Origin of the sequence: Streptomyces sp. AK010, from assembly GCF_014207295.1 — a bacterium.
Lineage (GTDB): Bacteria > Actinomycetota > Actinomycetes > Streptomycetales > Streptomycetaceae > Streptomyces > Streptomyces massasporeus.
In genome coordinates this window covers 1-15,559 of sequence record NZ_JACHCX010000041.1, presented here as the reverse complement: position 1 = coordinate 15,559, position 15,559 = coordinate 1, and the positions used below count along the sequence as shown (strand labels likewise).

Sequence of the window (15,559 nt, the reverse complement as noted above, 5' to 3'; positions counted from 1 at the left end):
CAACCTCGCCAAGCGCATAACGGACGAGACCACGCCAACCTGGCGAGGAACTTACTAGAACTTAAAGGGCAATTCGGCTACATCAAACGCCCTCTAACCTCGCCGTTTCGCTTGGATGCCGGGGCTGGCAGGGCCGAAACGCGAAAGTGCCTTCCTGACCTGGGACGATGAACCTTGCTGAGGGGTTCTGTCGGTCAGGCGGAGGGCACTTTCTACGTGCAGGGTATCGGGTTGCGTCCCAAGATCCATGTCAGTGCTGATGGTTCGGGGGTGGTCGGTCATGCCGGGGCACGATTGCTGGCCGATCTCGCTGATGCCACGGGGCTGACGGCCGCGTACTCCGCTGCTCTCAGGCCGCTGCGGCCGCGCGGGACCGGACATGATCCAGGACGGATCGCCGCCGACCTGGCGGTGATGCTCGCCGACGGCGGCGAGGCCATCGCGGACCTGGCCGTACTGCGTGACCAGGCAGGGGTGTTCGGCCCGGTCGCCTCGACACCGACGGCCTGGCGGCTGCTCGCCGACGTTGACGGGCGGGCACTGGCTTCTCTGCGTTCGGCCCGCGCTTCGGCTCGGGAGACCGCCTGGCTGCAGGCCGCCGAGATCGGTAAGGGCATACCTGCTGCCCGGGCCGCGGGACGCGTACTGCCCGGCCTCGTCCTGGACCTCGACGCCACGCTGGTCACCTGCCACTCCGAGAAGGAGCAGGCTGCACCCACCTACAAGAGCGGTTTCGGCTTCCACCCGCTGCTGTGCTTCCTGGCCAACACCGGCGAGGCACTGTCCGGCCGGCTGCGGCCCGGGAACGCCGGTGCCAACACCGCAAGCGACCACATCACGGTGCTCGACCAGGCTCTCGCGCAGATCCCCGACGCACACCGGCACGGCACCGACATCCTCGTGCGCACCGACAGCGCCGGATCCGCGAAAGCCTTCCTCGCCCACGTCCGCGACCTGCGGAAACGAGGAATCCGTACCTTCTTCTCCGTCGGATACGCCATCACCGGGCCGGTCCGCCGCGCCATTCGGGCCATGCCCGAGCTCCTCTGGCATCCCGCCCTGGACCAGGACGGGACGCTGCGTGATGGCGCCGAGATCGCCGAGCTGACCGGCATGGTCGATCTGGACGGATACCCGGCCGGCACCCGCATCATCGTGCGCCGTGAGCGACCTCACCCCGGAGCCCAGCTCTCCCTGTTCGACCAGGATGAGGGCCTGCGGCATCAGGTGTTCCTCACCGACACCCCGTACTCCGGCGGCGGCTCTGCACAGTTCCTGGAGGTCCGTCACCGCGGGCATGCATGCGTCGAGGACCACATCCGGTGCGGCAAGACCACCGGCTTCGGCCGTTTCCCCTCCCGCGACTTCGCCGTGAACGCCGTCTGGCTCGAACTCAGCCTCACGGCGATCGACCTGCTGGCCTGGATGCGCGTCCTGCTGCTGGACGGCGAGCTTGCGGCTGCCGAGCCGAAGAAGCTCCGCTACCGGCTGCTGCATGTCGCCGCCCGTCTCACCCACGGCGGCCGACGCCTGCGCTTGCGAATATCAGCGACCTGGCCCTGGAGACACGAACTGGCCACAGCCTTCCATCGCCTCGCCGCACTGCCCCGTCCCGCCAGCTGACCGGCAGACCCTGCCCGCCACGACCCGAAGGACCTTGGAGAACCCGACCAGTGCGCCGGGACTCCGCCATGCCCGAAAACCGAAATCGCCTCAGCCACTCGACAGTTGGCCCTCAGCGACGCCTCATCGCCCGAACCGAAACGGCGAGGCTAAGGAGCCTTCAGGAAGACGACGGGCCGGGTCGGCACCTCGGCCCCGGTCTCGGCCGCGTGGTCGCGGTAGTTCAGGCCGATGCACACGATCTTGCCCGGCCGTGCGATGGGAGCACCGATGCGCTCATCGACAATGTCGATCTCCGGCAGCAGTCCGTCCGCGAACGCCGTCCTGGCCCGCTCGATGCCGTCATCCTCGAGGAAGGGCCCATCGATAGCCGATGTCAACGGGCGCAGGTCGTAGGCGCGGTCGTTCTCGGCGACCAGTACCGGTCGCTCGCACCCGGCTGGTCCCACATGGATGAACTTCATGACGAGCCTTCCGCCCGCGTGATGAATCCGTAGGTCTGGCGCGCGGTCCCGGCGAAGACCGCCTCGCGTTCGCTCGTGGTCGCACCATCCAGCGCGGCGCAGACGACGTCGAGCCAGGTCCCGAACGACGTGGCGTGGGTGAGTACGGGCCAGTCGGTGCCGTAGGCGCAGCGGTCGGCACCGAACTCGGCGAGCGCGTGTGCGACGTAGTCGACCGCCTGCTCCGGCCGGAACGGCGGGTTGCCGGGTTGCACCGCGATCGACGACAGCTTGCACACGACGTTGGTGTGCGCCGCGACCCGCGCGACGGCCGAGGCCCACTCGGCGAAGCCGCCGTCCTGCGGCGCTGGCTTGCCCAAGTGGTCGAGTACGAACCGAGTGCCAGGTGTCCGCCGCACCAGGAACTCGACCTCGTCGAGTTGCTCGTGCCGGACAGTGAGGTCGACGATGACGCCCGCCTCGCCCGCCCCGCGCGCCTCGTCCACGAACTCCGCCGCCGCGATCGTTCCCGGCTCGGCTAGATGCATGACGCGGCGCACGCCCGCCACCAGCTGCCCACCCGGCGCGTCCATCCACCAGCTGGGCGAGGCCGGCAGCTGCTGGGCGACGATACGCACCGGGAACGGGCACAAGGCCGCCTGGTCGGCGAGCCACGCCAGCTCCGCGCGCGCGTCTTCTGGACGCACGGCTGCCTCGATGAACACGGCCCCCGCAAGGCCGGCGGCGGTGCAGGTGAGCAGTGCGGCGTCAACGAGGTCGCCGAACTGTGTCCACCGATTGAGCCACGGGTACCCATGCCGGCCCCGGTCCCACAGATGGATGTGGGTGTCGACCACAGGCGTCCCGGGCACCCGGTCCAGCTGGACCGGGCAGTTCACCGTGATCTGGGCGGAATACTCAGCCACCTAGTCACCTCAGATGGATATGTTTCATTTCGGAGGAGTGGAACGCCTTAAGACGAAGCCTCACCAGGCTGCCGCGTCATGGCAGGCTCACCGTAGCGCCTAAAAGGTCCACGTCAAGAGGCAAGCGCCCAACCGAATGCGGCGGCGAGAACGTCTTCCAGTTACCCGAGTGAACCCCCTTGATGTGCGCTTAGTCACCGGCTACTGTGCGCTCCTGTTCCTGCAATGTTTCTGGTTCATTTCCCATGCATGATCCTCTATTGACCCAGTTGATGATCGGCAGGTGCTCGGTTTGCTCATCAAGGACGTCGAGGCGTTCACCGTCTCGGTACCGGCCCCGGACCCCGCCTACCGCTGGCGCGAAGGCCTGCGCGGTTCCGGCGGCGGCGAGGTCGGTATTCTCCGGATCCGAACTGACGACGGCGTTTGCGGAGTCGCCTCCGCAGCCAAGCCGGGGTCCGGCGCTGTGCTGAGCGGCCTGGTGGACCGGGTGCTGCGGGACGAACTGGTCGGTCAGGACGCCACGCGCCGCGAGTGGCTGTGGGAGCGGCTGTGGAACATCGACCGCACCGAGTACCTGCCGATCCACCTCCTCGGCGTGGTCGACACCGCTCTGTGGGACCTCGCCGGCCGCGCCGCCGGTGTCCCGGTGTGGCAGTTGCTCGGCGGCTACCGCACCGCGATCCCGGCCTACGCCTCCACAGTCACCTTCACCAGCGTCGAGGAGTATCTCGACGTCGCCGACCAGTGCCTCGAACTCGGCTACCCGGCCATCAAGCTGCACGCCTGGGGTGACCCGGTCGCCGATGCCAAACTGTCGCTGGCGCTGCGCGAGCACGTCGGCCCCGACGTGCCGCTGATGTTCGACGGTTCGGCGGGCTTCGACCTGCCCGACGCGCTGTACGTCGGCCGTGCCCTCAGCGAGGCCGGATACCTCTGGTATGAGGAGCCGATCCGGGAGTACAGCATCACCTCTTACAAGTGGCTGGCCGAGCGGGTCGACGTACCGCTGAACGTGGCCGAGACCGTCCCCGGCGCGCACATGAGCGCCGCCGACTACCTCGCCTCCGGATGCGCGACCTACCTGCGGACCAGCGCTGGGCTGCGCGGCGGCATCACGGGCGCCATGCGGATCGCTCACCTCGCCGACGCCTTCCGGATCCGCGCCGAGGTGCACGGCAACACGATCGCGAACCGCCACCTGTGCATGGCCATCCCCAACACCACGTACTACGAGTCTCTGGTGACGAGCAACCCGGTGCGGCGGGAGTGGGGCATCGACGGCAGCGGCGTCGTGAGTGCTCCCCCCGACCCCGGGATCGGCCTGGCGCCCGGCCCGGACTACCCAGCTGAACTGCAGGAATTCATACACGCTGTCTGACAGTCGTCGGCAGGACGACCAGCAAGGAGCACGAGATGACACCCACCGAGTCCACGTCCGGGCGGAGATACGGCAAGCGCGTCCGTGGTCGGACGACCCTCGCCGTGCTGCTCGGCGTGGCCGCGCTGTTGGCGGCGGGCTGCGCGGACGCGACTCCGGAGTCCACGGCGAACAAGTCCGGTACGGCGTTCACCCCGGTCGCACAGGACGAGAACAGCGGCATCGTGGTGTGGGTGGACGCCACACGCCAGCCCGCCGTCGACGCCTACAAGAAGGCCCACCCCGACGCCAAGATCGAGGTGGTCACCTACAGCGGCGGCGCGGGCGGCTCGACCGACCTGCAGACCAAGATCAAGCTGTTCGACCGCACCGGCAAGGGCTGGCCGGACGTGGCCTGGCCCGGCATCCAGGACCCGAGCTGGGCGACCACCGGCAAGACGCCCTACGCCGCGCCCATCAGCGACCTGCTCCCCAAGGGGACGCTGGACAAGTACGCGACCGGGGCACACGACCTGTGCACGGTCAACGGCAAGGTCTACTGCCTGCGCAACGACTTGGCGCAGAACATGCTCTGGTACAACAAGAAACTGATGGACAAGTTCGGCTACGCCGTCCCCACCACCTGGGAGGAGTGGTCCGAACTGGGCCTGAAGGTCGCCAAGGAGCACCCCGGCTACCTCGTCGGTGAGATCGGCAGCGCGGGCTCGGTCAACACCTACTTCTGGGGCAGCCGTTGCCCGATGAGCTCGGTGACGGACGACAAGAAGCTTACTGTCGACATGCACGACCCGAAGTGCACCCGCATGGCGACGATGCTCGACGACCTGCTGGCCGCCGGCGCGCTGGGCAAGGTGAACAAGTTCGATACCGGCTTCGTCAAGGACCAGGCGAGCAAGGTGCTGATGATGCCGGGCTCCTCGTGGTTCGGGAAGGTGCTCTTCCAGAACACCTACAAGATCCCTGATGGCCAGATCGCCGCGGCCAAGCCGCTGAAGTTCGCCGACGACGACAAGATCTACACCGGTGCCGGCGGCGGCGGCATGTGGTTCGTATCCTCGCACAGCAAGAACCTCAAACTGGCAACCGACTTCGTCCAGTGGGTGACCCAGGACCCCGCGTACACCGCGAGCGCGGACACCTACCCCGCGTACAAGCCCGCCGCCGAGGGGTGGCTGACCGCGCAGCAGAGCTCGGGCTACTTCGCAGGGGACATCGCCCCGGCGCTGACCTCGGCGGCGGACAGCATCTGGACCGGGTGGAAGCAGTCCACCGCCTTCTCCCAGGAGAAGATCTACGGCGAGGTCGTCATCCCGGCCATCACCAAGGGCGAGACGATCACCTCACAGCTCGACAAGTGGGAAACAGAGATCACCAACCGGGCCAAGTCCCTCGGCTACCAGGTCGAGGACTGACAGCGATGGCAAGCGCAACAGAGCATCGCCACCCCGGACGTTCACCGGTCGGCCGTAATCCCGGACGGTGGCGGGCAGACCACGGCACCAAGGCGGCCTACGGGTTCGTCGGGGGCTACGCCGTCCTCCTGGTGCTCTTCGGCATTGTCCCCCTGGGCTACGCCCTTTGGATGTCGGTGACCAATCACAAGGGCCAGCTGGTGGGCCTGGGCAACTTCGTCCGGGTCTTCGAGGACTACCGTTTCCTCTCCGCGTTCGGCAACGTCGCCATCTTCCTCGTGGAGTGGCTGGTGACGCTGATGGTGCTCGTGATCGCGCTCGCGCTGCTGCTCCACAACCGCATGCGCCGCATGGCACGGGTGGTGCGGTTCCTCTACTACCTTCCCGGCGCCTTCGCCGGTGCCGCGAGCGTGCTGCTCTGGCTCATCCTGCTCGATCCCGTCGCCAGCCCGATTGGCCCGCTCCTTGAGCTCTTCGGGTGGGAGACCTTCAATGAGGTCATCGCCCCGGACAATCTGCCGCCGATCTTCATGGTGATCGCGTTCTGGACCGGGGCGGGCTCCTGGATCGTGATCATGTACGGGGCGCTCAATGGCATCCCGAACGAGGTCATCGAGCAAGCGAAGATCGACGGTGCCAATGGCTGGCAGATTGCCCTGCGCATCCAGATCCCCATGCTGAGTCGGTGGATCGCGTACATGCTCATCCTCGCCTTCGCGGCGGGAACGCAGCTGTTCGTCGAGCCGCAGCTGGTGTCCACCGCCAGCGGCGGGCAGGTCTCCGACTCCTGGTCGCCCAACCAGCTCGCCTACCAGTTCGCGTTCGCCGCCGCTGACGTCAACGGGGCCGCCGCGATCTCTGTCTACCTTCTGGTGATCAGCCTCGGGTGCGCTGCGCTCGTGGTGTTCAAGGCCCGCCCGTTCGACAAGGACTGACACCGTGACCACGACACTCGACTCACCGAAGCCGTCCATCCGCCGTCGCCCGGGCGCCGCTCGCGGGGGCGAACCGCCGAACGTCGCGTCCGTGTGGCCGAAGATCGCCTGGGTGATCGTGATCGGCTTCTTCCTGTGCTTCTTCGTGGTGCCGATCCTGTGGCTCCTGCTGGCCCCAACCCGTACCGACCACGACATCGTCGTCGGCGCACCGCTGGCATTCGGGTCGTTCTCGGACCTGGCGGCCACCTGGGATCACGTGATGGAGTTCCAGTCCGGCGCGATCATCACGTGGATCGGCAACTCCGCCTGGTACTCGTTCGCGGGCATGGCCATCGCGGTGATCACCTGCATCCCCGCCGGCTATGCGCTGGCCATGACCAGGTTCCGTCTGCGCAAGGCGTTGCTGACGGCCACCCTTTTGGTCATGCTCATGCCGTCGGCGACTCTGGTGCTCCCGCTCTACCTGGAGATGGACGCGTTCGGGCTCGACGGAAGCGCGTGGTCGGTGATCCTGCCGTTCGCCCTCTATCCGTTCGGCACGTATCTGGCCTACACGTACTACGTGGCGACCGTCCCGGACAATCTGCTCGACGCCGCGCGAATCGACGGCGCCAACGAATGGCAGGCGTTCGTCCACATCGGACTCCCCCTGGCCAAGCCGGTGACCGCGCTGGTGGCGTTCCTGAACTTCGTGCACAGCTGGAACCAGTTCTTCCTGCCGTACGTCATGCTGCCGTCCAGTGGTCAGTATCCGGCGCAAGTCGGCCTGAGCAATCTGCTGATGACCTCGCCGCTGTTCAACTCCGCCACCGGCGTCTCGCACATCCTGCGCCCCGAGATAGCGCTCGCCGCGCTGGTCACGAGCGTGCCTGTGCTGGTGGTGTTCCTGTTCGCCCAGCGCTCCTTGGTCGAGGGCATGACCGCCGGGGCGACCAAAGGCTGACGGACGCTGTTTCCACCTTGATATGGCGGGGTGTCCAGCGCCGCCACGGCCGTCCGGGCGCCAAAGTCGGTCTACGCGGCGCGCAACTACGCCACGGCCAGCGGCAACTACGCGAACTTCATCTTCGACGTCGACGGCCCGCCGCACGTGGTGTCGAACAATGCCTGGCCCGCCCGGGGCACAGAGCATCATCGACGGAGCGGGCCTCCGGGGGCGTACGCGAACCTGGAAACCGCCGTGCCGAGCCAGAACCTCGCCGACTACGCCACGGTCGCCGGCACGTCCGGATTCCCCGCGAACCCGGACAAGCTCTGGGACGGCGTCACGGAGACCGACGAGGTCGCCGCGACCGGGAGCGAGGGATGGGTTCAGCCTCGAAGTTTCGTGACGGGCCGCCGACGGAGTCGGTGGCCCGTTTTCGTGCCGTGGGCTGAGGGTGGGCAGGCTGAGGGCCCGAGTGTCGTCTCGGGGTGGCGCCGGGTTCCACTGCTCCGGGTGGTGAGGGGCTGTCGTAGGGATGGGTGAATCCGCTGGTCATCCGGGGTTCGGCAGGAGTGCGAGCCGGTCGAGGGCGGCGGTGATGTGGCTGGTCCAGGGCCAGTGCCGGGCCAGGCGGAGGGTCCGCCGGCGGCCGGTGGTGACGAGTTGTCCGGCCGCGGTGAACAGGCGGAGCCGTAGGCGGCGGGGCTCCCAGAGCCGGGCGGTGCCGGTGAGCGCGAGCATGGGCATCCAGGCCAGCAGGTCGAGGGCGATCTGGATGATCTCGAGCCAGACCTTGTTCTGGGCTGTGGTGTGGAGGAGCAGGTTGCGCAGGCCGGTGGCCCGGGCGGCCCGGATCCTGTCCTCCGCCCGGGCCCGTAGCCGGTGACGGAGCTCGAGTTCGGCGATCGGCCGGCCGGCGGTGTTGGTCGCGAAGCATGTGATCCGCATGCCGTCCGCGTCCGTGATCCTCAACTGGGCGCCAGGGTGGGGCCGTTCCTTCCGGACGATCAGTCGCATGCCCTTGGGCCAGCCGTCCAGCAGCTTTCCGGTGAGCTCGGCGACCCAAGCCCCGTCACGGACCTCACCATTGGTCTCGATGGCCGCTGTCCAGGCCGATGCGGGGACTTTCAGCACGTGCTCATGGATCGCCTCGGTGACCGTCATGCCGACCGAGTAGGACAGCCATCGTCCTCGCTGGGCGAGCCAGGACACGAAGTCGTGAGTGCCGCCGGCGGAGTCCGTGCGGATCAGCGTCTGCCGCCCCCGCCGGTACTTCTTCGGTAGCTGGGCCAGGGCGAGCTGGGCGGTGGTGATGTGGTCCGCTGCCGTGTTCGAGCCCGCGTTCCCCGGCCTGAGGAGGGCGGCGACCGGCTCGCCGGTTCCGCCCGGTCCGTGGTCGACGAAGGCCGTCAGCGGATGGTGGCCGTAGGTCTTCTTCCAGGTCGCGGCCGCGTCCTCCTTGTCGGAATGCGCGATCACGAGGACGCCGTCAAGATCGACGACGACCTGCCCACCGGCGTCCGGAGCATTCTCACCGGCCAACGACCAGACACGGGCACGGACTTCGGAGCGTGCGGACCGGATCGCCTGCAAAGCCTTCTCACCGGAGGCGGCGAGGGTATCGATCAGGCGGGAGACGGTCGGATCGGAAGAGACCGGACCGAAGACGGCCGGCTCGGCCCGCAGCACGGCGACATCCGCGAGGCAGTCCCCGCCCAGCGCGACCGCCAGGGCGACATCCAGGAGTACCTTCCCGGGATCGTGGACGGCCCGCGGCTTGCGCCACGGCGCCAGAGCCTGAGATATGGCCTGGTCAAGACCGGTCTTGTGGACCGTCTCGACCAACAGAACCGCCCCGGCCTGGGAGACGACCTGGCGACCGTCGCCACGGACGCGGACACGGGGATAGGACCCGATAGAGTGCTTCACCTGGGAAGTGCCTCCGGCGGTGGCAGGAACAAGGACCTCGACAATCCTCATTCTTGCTGGTCAGCGAACCAGCGCACCTTTGGTGCGCGCCGGAGGCGTGGTAAATCCCGTGGCGTGCGCCGAAGGTGCTTCCGTCTGCCCTGACGTGGGGTGATGCCGGTCCGGGACGCTGGAGGGGTTCGTTCCGGCCGAAGCCGATGTCTCTGTGATGCCGGTGAGCTCGCAGGTCAGCGTGGCACTGAGGGCCGTCCACGGGAACCGTGGAGTGTTGCTGTGAGCACGTGCGTCAGAATTCCTGTTTCGCCCTGGCCCTCCCGGAACGGTGTACCGGTTGCCGGCTGGGAGGGAGCAGAGCTGTGGACGTGCTGCACGAACGCTGCGCTGGTGTGGACATCAGCAAGAAGGACGCCAAGGTGTGCGTTCGCACGCCGACTGCGAAACGGCGGGGGTCGTTCACCACCGAGACCACGACGTGGGGTTCGACGACGAACGCGGTCCTTGCGCTGCGGGATCACCTGCTCGCCGCCGAGGTCACCCTGGTGGTGATCGAGGCAACCAGCGACTACTGGAAGCCGTTCTACTACCTGCTGTCCGAGGACTTGGCCGTGATCCTGGTCAACGCCCGGCAGGTCAAGAACCTGCCCGGCCGCAAGACCGACGTCTCCGATGCGGCCTGGCTAGCCCAGCTCGGCGCCCACGGCCTGGTCAGGCCGTCGTTCGTGCCCGACCAGCCCGTGCGTGAACTGCGGGACCTGACCCGCGCCCGCACCCAGCTCACCCGCGAGCGCGGCCAGATCGTCCAGCGCCGGGAGAAGCTGCTGGAGGACACCGGGATCAAACTTGCCGCGGTTGCCTCCGACATCATGGGCGTCTCCGGCCGGGCCATGCTGGAGGCTCTCGTCTCGGGCGAACGCGAACCACAGACCCTCGCGGAGCTGGCCAAACGCAAGCTCCGCAACAAGATTCCCGAACTCACCGAGGCCCTGACCGGCTGCTTCCGCGACCATCATGCCTTCCTGGTCCGGCTGCACCTGGACCACTACGACCAGCTCACGGATGCGGTCGGGCAGCTGGATGCGCGGATCGAGGAGGCGATGGCCCCCTTTCGAGGCGCCCTCGACCTGCTCGACACCATCCCCGGGATCAACCGCGCGGTCGCCGAGGTGATCGTCGCGGAGACCGGCGGCGACATGGCCCGCTTCGCCTCCGCCCGGCACCTCGCCTCCTGGGCCGGGGTCTGCCCCGGCCACCACGAGTCCGCCGGCCGCACCAAGAACACCAAGGTCCGCCCCGGCAATCCCTACCTGAAGGGAGCACTCGGGCTCGCGGCGTTCGGCGCGGTGAGAACCAAAGACACCTACCTGCAAGCCCGTTACAAGCGGCTCACCGCCCGCCGCGGCCCGCTCAGGGCCCTGGTCGCCGTCGAGCACTCGATCATCACCGCGATCTGGCACATGCTCACCGACCACGTCACCTACCGCGAGCCCGGCGGCGCCTACTTCACCCAGCGCGACCCCGAACGCGCCACCCGCCGCGCGATCAACGCCCTCAACCAGCTCGGCTACACCGTCACCCTCAACCCGCTGGGAACCACAGCCTGACCACCCCACGACCGCCCGGCAGCCCCGGCAGCCCCTGCGGCCACCGGACGCTCAGCCCTGCCCAAACAACCCCTGACCTGGACCTATTTACGCGTCAGAGGCACTTTCTGCTTCCCTGACCGCCTGCCGGACAACCCGCTTCATGAAAGCGCGAGGTTCAGTACGACTTCCCGCACGACTACGAGAACCTGACGTTCCGGTTCCAGAATGACAACGGCGGCACCTACATGGCCACGGCGTGGAAGGTCCAGCGCTGGCAGTTCGCAGAACGCGTGGGTCGACGTCATGCCGGACCAGGCCATCAGTACCTCCGGCCAGGTCGTTTACACACCGGCGTCAACCATGGCGACCACGAAGATCCGGCTCTACGTGAAAAACGGCAACGCCGGTGGAATCGCCGCAGCGCAGGAGTTCACGGTCACAGGCAAGTTCAAGCCGTGACCTCGGCTCGCCGGCGGGCCCATGGATACGGCCCGCCGGTGAGCTGTGCTACAGCGCATGCAACAATGAGACAACTCCACCCGAGCAATAAGCCATACTCATATGGTCTCGAAGCGCGGGACGCGGGTAGAGCCATGAGGGTGCCAGCATGACGGAACAGGAACACCGCGACGACGAGTCGTACCGACCCGGGTACTCGGTCGCGGCCGAACGCATCATCGAGCACATCGAGCAGAACGGGCTCCGGCCAGGCGACCGCCTGCCGACCGAGGCCGAGTTCGCCGCCCTGCTAGGGGTCAGCCGCAGCATCGCCCGCGACGCGGTGAAGACGCTCGCCGCCGTCGGCCGGATCAGCACCCAGCGCGGCCGGGGCATCTTCGTCGCCGAGTCGCAGATGTTCTCCCCCGGGCTGCGCGGCCATTTCAAGCCGACGAACGTCGAGGACATCATGATGCTCTTCGAGTTCCGCGCCGTGCAGGAGAAGGCGGCCGCGGAGCTGGCCGCGACCAGGGCTGCACCCGCGGAGCTGATGACGATCGAGAAGGCTCTGGCGGAGTACGAGGAGAACGTCCCGACCCGTGACTACCCCAAGCTGGCCCGCTGCGACGCGCTCTTCCACTCCTCGGTCAACCGCGCCTCCCACAATCCCTTCCTGCTCGACGCCGCCGACGCCGCGAGCACCTTGCAGCGCGAGGTCGTCGCCGTGGCCTTCGGCGGCTACAGCGGCGGCCCGGTCGAGCGGGCGCTCGAGGAACACACCGAGATCTTCAACGCCATCCGCCGCGGCGACGCCGCCGCCGCAGGCGCCGCCGCAGCCGCCCACGTTGACCGCACCCGCCGGGGCTACCAGGAGGAAATCGGCCGCCGGGTCTTCGGCTCCGATACCCGGTGACCTACGCGTGAACCGATCACCGACGCGGCCGGGCGAGTTCCCGCACGAGCAACTGCACCGCGACGACGCCGAGACGACCGACCTGGTCGCCGTCCGGCCGGCTGGCGCTACGACTAGGGCGCGTATCGAGTCGTGATCAATGAGCACCGCAGCTTCCGGGCCGGGTGCCCCGTCGGGGGTACGGGGCCGGCGATCTGCGGCTGCGCCGTGTGGGCGCGAGTGACCGGAAGCGATGCCGCTGGCAGGCAGCGGGGCCCGAGGACCCCGGCCGTGTGCCATCCGGGACGGTGCGTCAGAGCATGGCGAGCCGGTCCACCAGCAGCTCCGTCCTGCGCTCGGTGTCCTCCGGCGGGAGCCGTCCCGCTCGGGTCAGGGTGGCCAGTCCGTGCAGGGACGCCCAAGAACGTCTCGGTGAACAGCTCCGGGCGCACGCCGTCCCCGGCGACCTCGCTGAGGCACTCCAGCAGCGCGGCGAAGGCGTCCTTCAACGGTTCGGGGGTGTCCTCCTGCGCGTACGCCAGGCCGCCGTCGAGCTGGAACAGGGCGTCGTAGACCGCCGGATGGCGTTCGGCGAAGGCGAGGTAGGCACGGGCCAGCGCGGTGACCTGGGCACGGGGGCCGTCGGCGGCGGCGGTCGCGCCCGTATGGCGACGGCCCGCATGGGAGCGGTGCGCGACGGGCCGGCGCTGCTGGCCGGAGTGATCTGGTGCGGACGCTGCGGCACCATCATGACCGTGCACTACCAACGCGGCCAGGGCGGCAAGCTCTGGCCCAAGTACGAATGCGACCGCCTCAAGGCCGACTACGGCGGCGAGGTCTGCCAGCAACTCTCCGGCGCCTGCGTGGAACGCCAGGTCACCGACGCCCTCCTCACCGCGATGGCACCCGCGGCCCTTGAAGTCTCCCTGCAGGCCGTGGAGGAAGCCGAGCAGCGGCGACAAGCCGTCGAGGAGATCTGGCAGGCGTCTGGAGCGGGCGGACTACGCCGTCGCGCGGGCCCGACGCCAGTACCATCTCGCCGGGCCGGAGAACCGCCTGGTGGTGCGGGAACTGGAGCGCGGCTGGGAGGCCGCACTGCGCCAGCGGCAGCAACTGGGCGAGGAGTACGACCGCTTCCTCGCCGCCCGGCCTCGTCCTCTCACACCCGAGGAGCGCAAGCATCACCGCGCTCGCCCGCGACCTGCCCGCCATCCGGCGGGCGCCGACCACCACCGACGCCGACCGCAAACAGCTGCTGCGGCACCTGACCGAGCGAGTCGAGGTGACCGTCGTCGGCACCAGCGAGCGCGTCACCGTGCAGATCACCTGGGCAGGCGGGCACCACAGCCACGGCGAGGTCATCCGCCCCGTCGGCCGCCTGGTCCAGCTCAGCTACTTTCCACAGCTGGCAGCCCGCGCCCGCGAACTCGCCCGGGCCGGCCACACCGCCGCGGCCATCGCGAAGATCCTCAACGCCGAGGGCTTCCGGCCGCCCAAGCGCCGCGACCACTTCGGCCCCCAGGGGGTGTGCCAACTCCTGCAGGAACTTGGCTGCGTCAGCCGCCAGGAACACACCCAGCGCCAGGCTGCGGACCCGCTGGGCCCCGACGAGTGGTGGCCCACCGACTTCGCCCGCGAACTCGGCATGCCCCGCATCACCCTCCACGGCTGGATCAAGAAAGGCTGGGTCACCGCCCACCAACGCGACGACGCGCGCCGCTCCTGGATCATCCACGCCGGCGCGGCCGAGGTCGAACGGCTCCGCCAGCTGCACCAGTTGCCGCGTGGGCGCGGCGACCGGCACGCCTGGCTGTACCACCAGCGCCTGGCAATAATCGACAACGAGAAAGGAAACGGAATTAATGACAGCAAACCGCAGGTATGACAGCACTGCGGCTTGCACCTCTCGACGGTGTTGCGCTGCTTGTAGGTCTCCCGGTCGAAGGCCGGTGGCCGACCGCCTCGACTGCCGCGACGCAGCCGGTGGCTCCGCTGGTCCGCCGGGACGGGGATCACTGCCCGGATGCCGCGCTTGCGGAAGTGCTCACGGATCGCGCTTGAGGAGTACGCCTTGTCGGCCAGGACCACGTCCGGCCTGCTCCGGGGCCGTCCACGCCGACGGGGAACGCGCAGGCGGGCCATGACGTCGGTGAACGCCGGTGCGTCGCCGGCCTGTCCCGCGGTTGGTGGTCACGAGCCAGTCCAGGTTCGCGCACCCGGTGTGCAGAGCGTCGAAGGTCACCACCTGCCCGGTCAGGTCGAGTGGGGCGAGCAGCTCCTGGAAGTGGCTCGTCTCGGGAGGCGTCCCGGGCACCCGGTCCAGTTGACCGGGCCGTTCACCGTGATCCGGGCGGAATACTCAGCCACCTAGTTACCTCAGATGCGTATGTTTCATTCCGGAGAAGTGGAACGCCTTAAGGCGAAGCCTCACCAGACTGCCGCGTCATGGCAGGCTCACCGTAGCGCCTAGAAGGTCCACGTCAAGAGGCAAGCGCCCACCCGAAAGCGGCGGCGAGAACGTCTTCAAGTTCACCGGGTGAACCCCCTTGATGTGCGCTTGGTCACCGGCTATCGTGCGCTCCTGTTCCCGAAATGTTTCTGGTTCATTTCCCATGGACAATCCTCTATTGACCCAGTTGATGATCGGCAGGACTGCGCGGCCGCCATCTGCGTGCACCCTGTCCCATACACAAGTCGAAAGTGGAGTTGATGAGCAAACACAGAGTGGCCGCGGGCGCCATGGCGGCGATCACGCTGGCTGCTGGGCTGATGGTCAGTGGTAGGGCGGAGGCGGCAGCAGCGTGCACCTTCCACGTTTCCGCGTCGGGCAGCGACGGTAACGCCGGAACCTCACCGGATCGCCCCTGGGCGACCTTGGAACGGGCGCGGGACCACATCCGACAGCACGAGCTGAACAAGGACATGCGGGCCGACCTCCGCGTCTGCCTGCGCGGGGGCCGACATACCCGGACGAACACCTTCAACCTGACCGAGGCGGACTCGGGTTCCAACGGGTTCAAGGTCGTCTACCAGGCGTATCCGGGTGAGACGCCCATAGTTGACGGCGGT

General features: G+C 68.1%; 14 protein-coding genes and 3 pseudogenes. 12 read left to right on the top strand and 5 right to left on the bottom strand.

Annotated features, from left to right (window positions below; genetic code table 11):
* The first annotated feature begins 177 nt into the window (after positions 1–177).
* Positions 178–1,623, top strand: a complete 1,446-nt coding sequence (locus tag HDC93_RS36975) for an IS1380 family transposase (RefSeq protein ID WP_398987826.1) — start codon at positions 178–180, stop codon at positions 1,621–1,623.
* Between the two features lie 149 nt (positions 1,624–1,772).
* Here the strand turns inward: HDC93_RS36975 and HDC93_RS36970 are convergent, their stop codons facing one another.
* Complete coding sequence (locus HDC93_RS36970; protein WP_185015145.1) at positions 1,773–2,087, bottom strand: hypothetical protein; 315 nt, start codon at positions 2,085–2,087, stop codon at positions 1,773–1,775.
* On the bottom strand, positions 2,084–2,992 hold the full coding sequence (locus HDC93_RS36965; protein ID WP_185015144.1) for an amidohydrolase: 909 nt from the start codon (positions 2,990–2,992) through the stop codon (positions 2,084–2,086). The genes HDC93_RS36970 and HDC93_RS36965 overlap by 4 nt, the downstream gene beginning before the upstream one ends.
* Before the next feature lie 292 nt (positions 2,993–3,284).
* On the opposite strand from HDC93_RS36965, the gene HDC93_RS36960 reads away from it, so the two are divergent.
* The 5 genes from HDC93_RS36960 to HDC93_RS36940 are packed head-to-tail and all read left to right on the top strand — an operon-like array spanning position 3,285 to position 8,191.
* On the top strand, positions 3,285–4,373 hold the full coding sequence (locus HDC93_RS36960; protein ID WP_185015148.1) for an enolase C-terminal domain-like protein: 1,089 nt from the start codon (positions 3,285–3,287) through the stop codon (positions 4,371–4,373).
* Positions 4,374–4,408: 35 nt separating this feature from the next.
* Positions 4,409–5,785 (top strand): ABC transporter substrate-binding protein, encoded by a 1,377-nt coding sequence (locus HDC93_RS36955; protein WP_185015143.1) that lies wholly within the window; start codon positions 4,409–4,411, stop codon positions 5,783–5,785.
* Positions 5,786–5,790: 5 nt separating this feature from the next.
* Positions 5,791–6,720: a carbohydrate ABC transporter permease gene (locus HDC93_RS36950; protein WP_185015142.1), complete on the top strand. Its 930-nt coding sequence runs from the start codon at positions 5,791–5,793 to the stop codon at positions 6,718–6,720.
* A 4-nt stretch (positions 6,721–6,724) separates the two neighbouring features.
* Positions 6,725–7,666 carry a carbohydrate ABC transporter permease gene (locus HDC93_RS36945; protein WP_311774729.1) on the top strand — a complete coding sequence of 314 codons (942 nt, stop codon included), beginning with the start codon at positions 6,725–6,727 and terminating at the stop codon, positions 7,664–7,666.
* A gap of 30 nt (positions 7,667–7,696) precedes the next feature.
* Positions 7,697–8,191 (top strand): hypothetical protein, encoded by a 495-nt coding sequence (locus HDC93_RS36940; RefSeq protein ID WP_185015141.1) that lies wholly within the window; start codon positions 7,697–7,699, stop codon positions 8,189–8,191.
* A 9-nt stretch (positions 8,192–8,200) separates the two neighbouring features.
* On the opposite strand, the gene HDC93_RS36935 is transcribed toward HDC93_RS36940, so the two are convergent.
* A complete protein-coding gene (locus tag HDC93_RS36935) occupies positions 8,201–9,577 on the bottom strand; it encodes an IS1380 family transposase (RefSeq protein WP_185015140.1) in 1,377 nt (458 codons plus the stop codon).
* Positions 9,578–9,933: 356 nt separating this feature from the next.
* Here HDC93_RS36935 and HDC93_RS36930 point away from each other — a divergent pair, with 356 nt between their 5' ends.
* The 3 genes from HDC93_RS36930 (at position 9,934) to HDC93_RS36920 (ending at position 12,511) form a co-directional block, all read left to right on the top strand.
* Positions 9,934–11,178 (top strand): IS110 family transposase, encoded by a 1,245-nt coding sequence (locus HDC93_RS36930; RefSeq protein WP_185015139.1) that lies wholly within the window; start codon positions 9,934–9,936, stop codon positions 11,176–11,178.
* A gap of 285 nt (positions 11,179–11,463) precedes the next feature.
* On the top strand, positions 11,464–11,619 hold the full coding sequence (locus HDC93_RS36925; protein WP_185015138.1) for a hypothetical protein: 156 nt from the start codon (positions 11,464–11,466) through the stop codon (positions 11,617–11,619).
* A gap of 148 nt (positions 11,620–11,767) precedes the next feature.
* Entirely contained in the window at positions 11,768–12,511 is a 744-nt protein-coding gene (locus tag HDC93_RS36920) for a FadR/GntR family transcriptional regulator (protein ID WP_185015137.1), read from the top strand.
* A 292-nt stretch (positions 12,512–12,803) separates the two neighbouring features.
* Here HDC93_RS36920 and HDC93_RS36915 read toward each other — a convergent pair.
* Positions 12,804–13,149 (bottom strand): annotated as a pseudogene (locus HDC93_RS36915) (TetR-like C-terminal domain-containing protein); the annotation flags it as partial.
* Between HDC93_RS36915 and HDC93_RS36910 the strand changes: the two are divergent.
* Both HDC93_RS36910 and HDC93_RS36905 read left to right on the top strand, forming a co-directional pair.
* Complete coding sequence (locus HDC93_RS36910) at positions 13,072–13,758, top strand: zinc ribbon domain-containing protein (protein ID WP_311774730.1); 687 nt, start codon at positions 13,072–13,074, stop codon at positions 13,756–13,758. The pseudogene HDC93_RS36915 and the gene HDC93_RS36910 sit on opposite strands and share 78 nt — an antisense overlap.
* Before the next feature lie 14 nt (positions 13,759–13,772).
* The gene (locus HDC93_RS36905) at positions 13,773–14,375 is read left to right on the top strand and encodes a hypothetical protein (protein ID WP_185015135.1); all 603 of its coding nucleotides are present in this window, start codon (positions 13,773–13,775) and stop codon (positions 14,373–14,375) included.
* Positions 14,376–14,389: 14 nt separating this feature from the next.
* Here HDC93_RS36905 and HDC93_RS36900 read toward each other — a convergent pair.
* Positions 14,390–14,674: pseudogene (locus HDC93_RS36900) on the bottom strand (transposase); the annotation flags it as partial.
* Between the two features lie 525 nt (positions 14,675–15,199).
* On the opposite strand from HDC93_RS36900, the pseudogene HDC93_RS36895 reads away from it, so the two are divergent.
* Positions 15,200–15,559: pseudogene (locus HDC93_RS36895) on the top strand (right-handed parallel beta-helix repeat-containing protein); the annotation flags it as partial.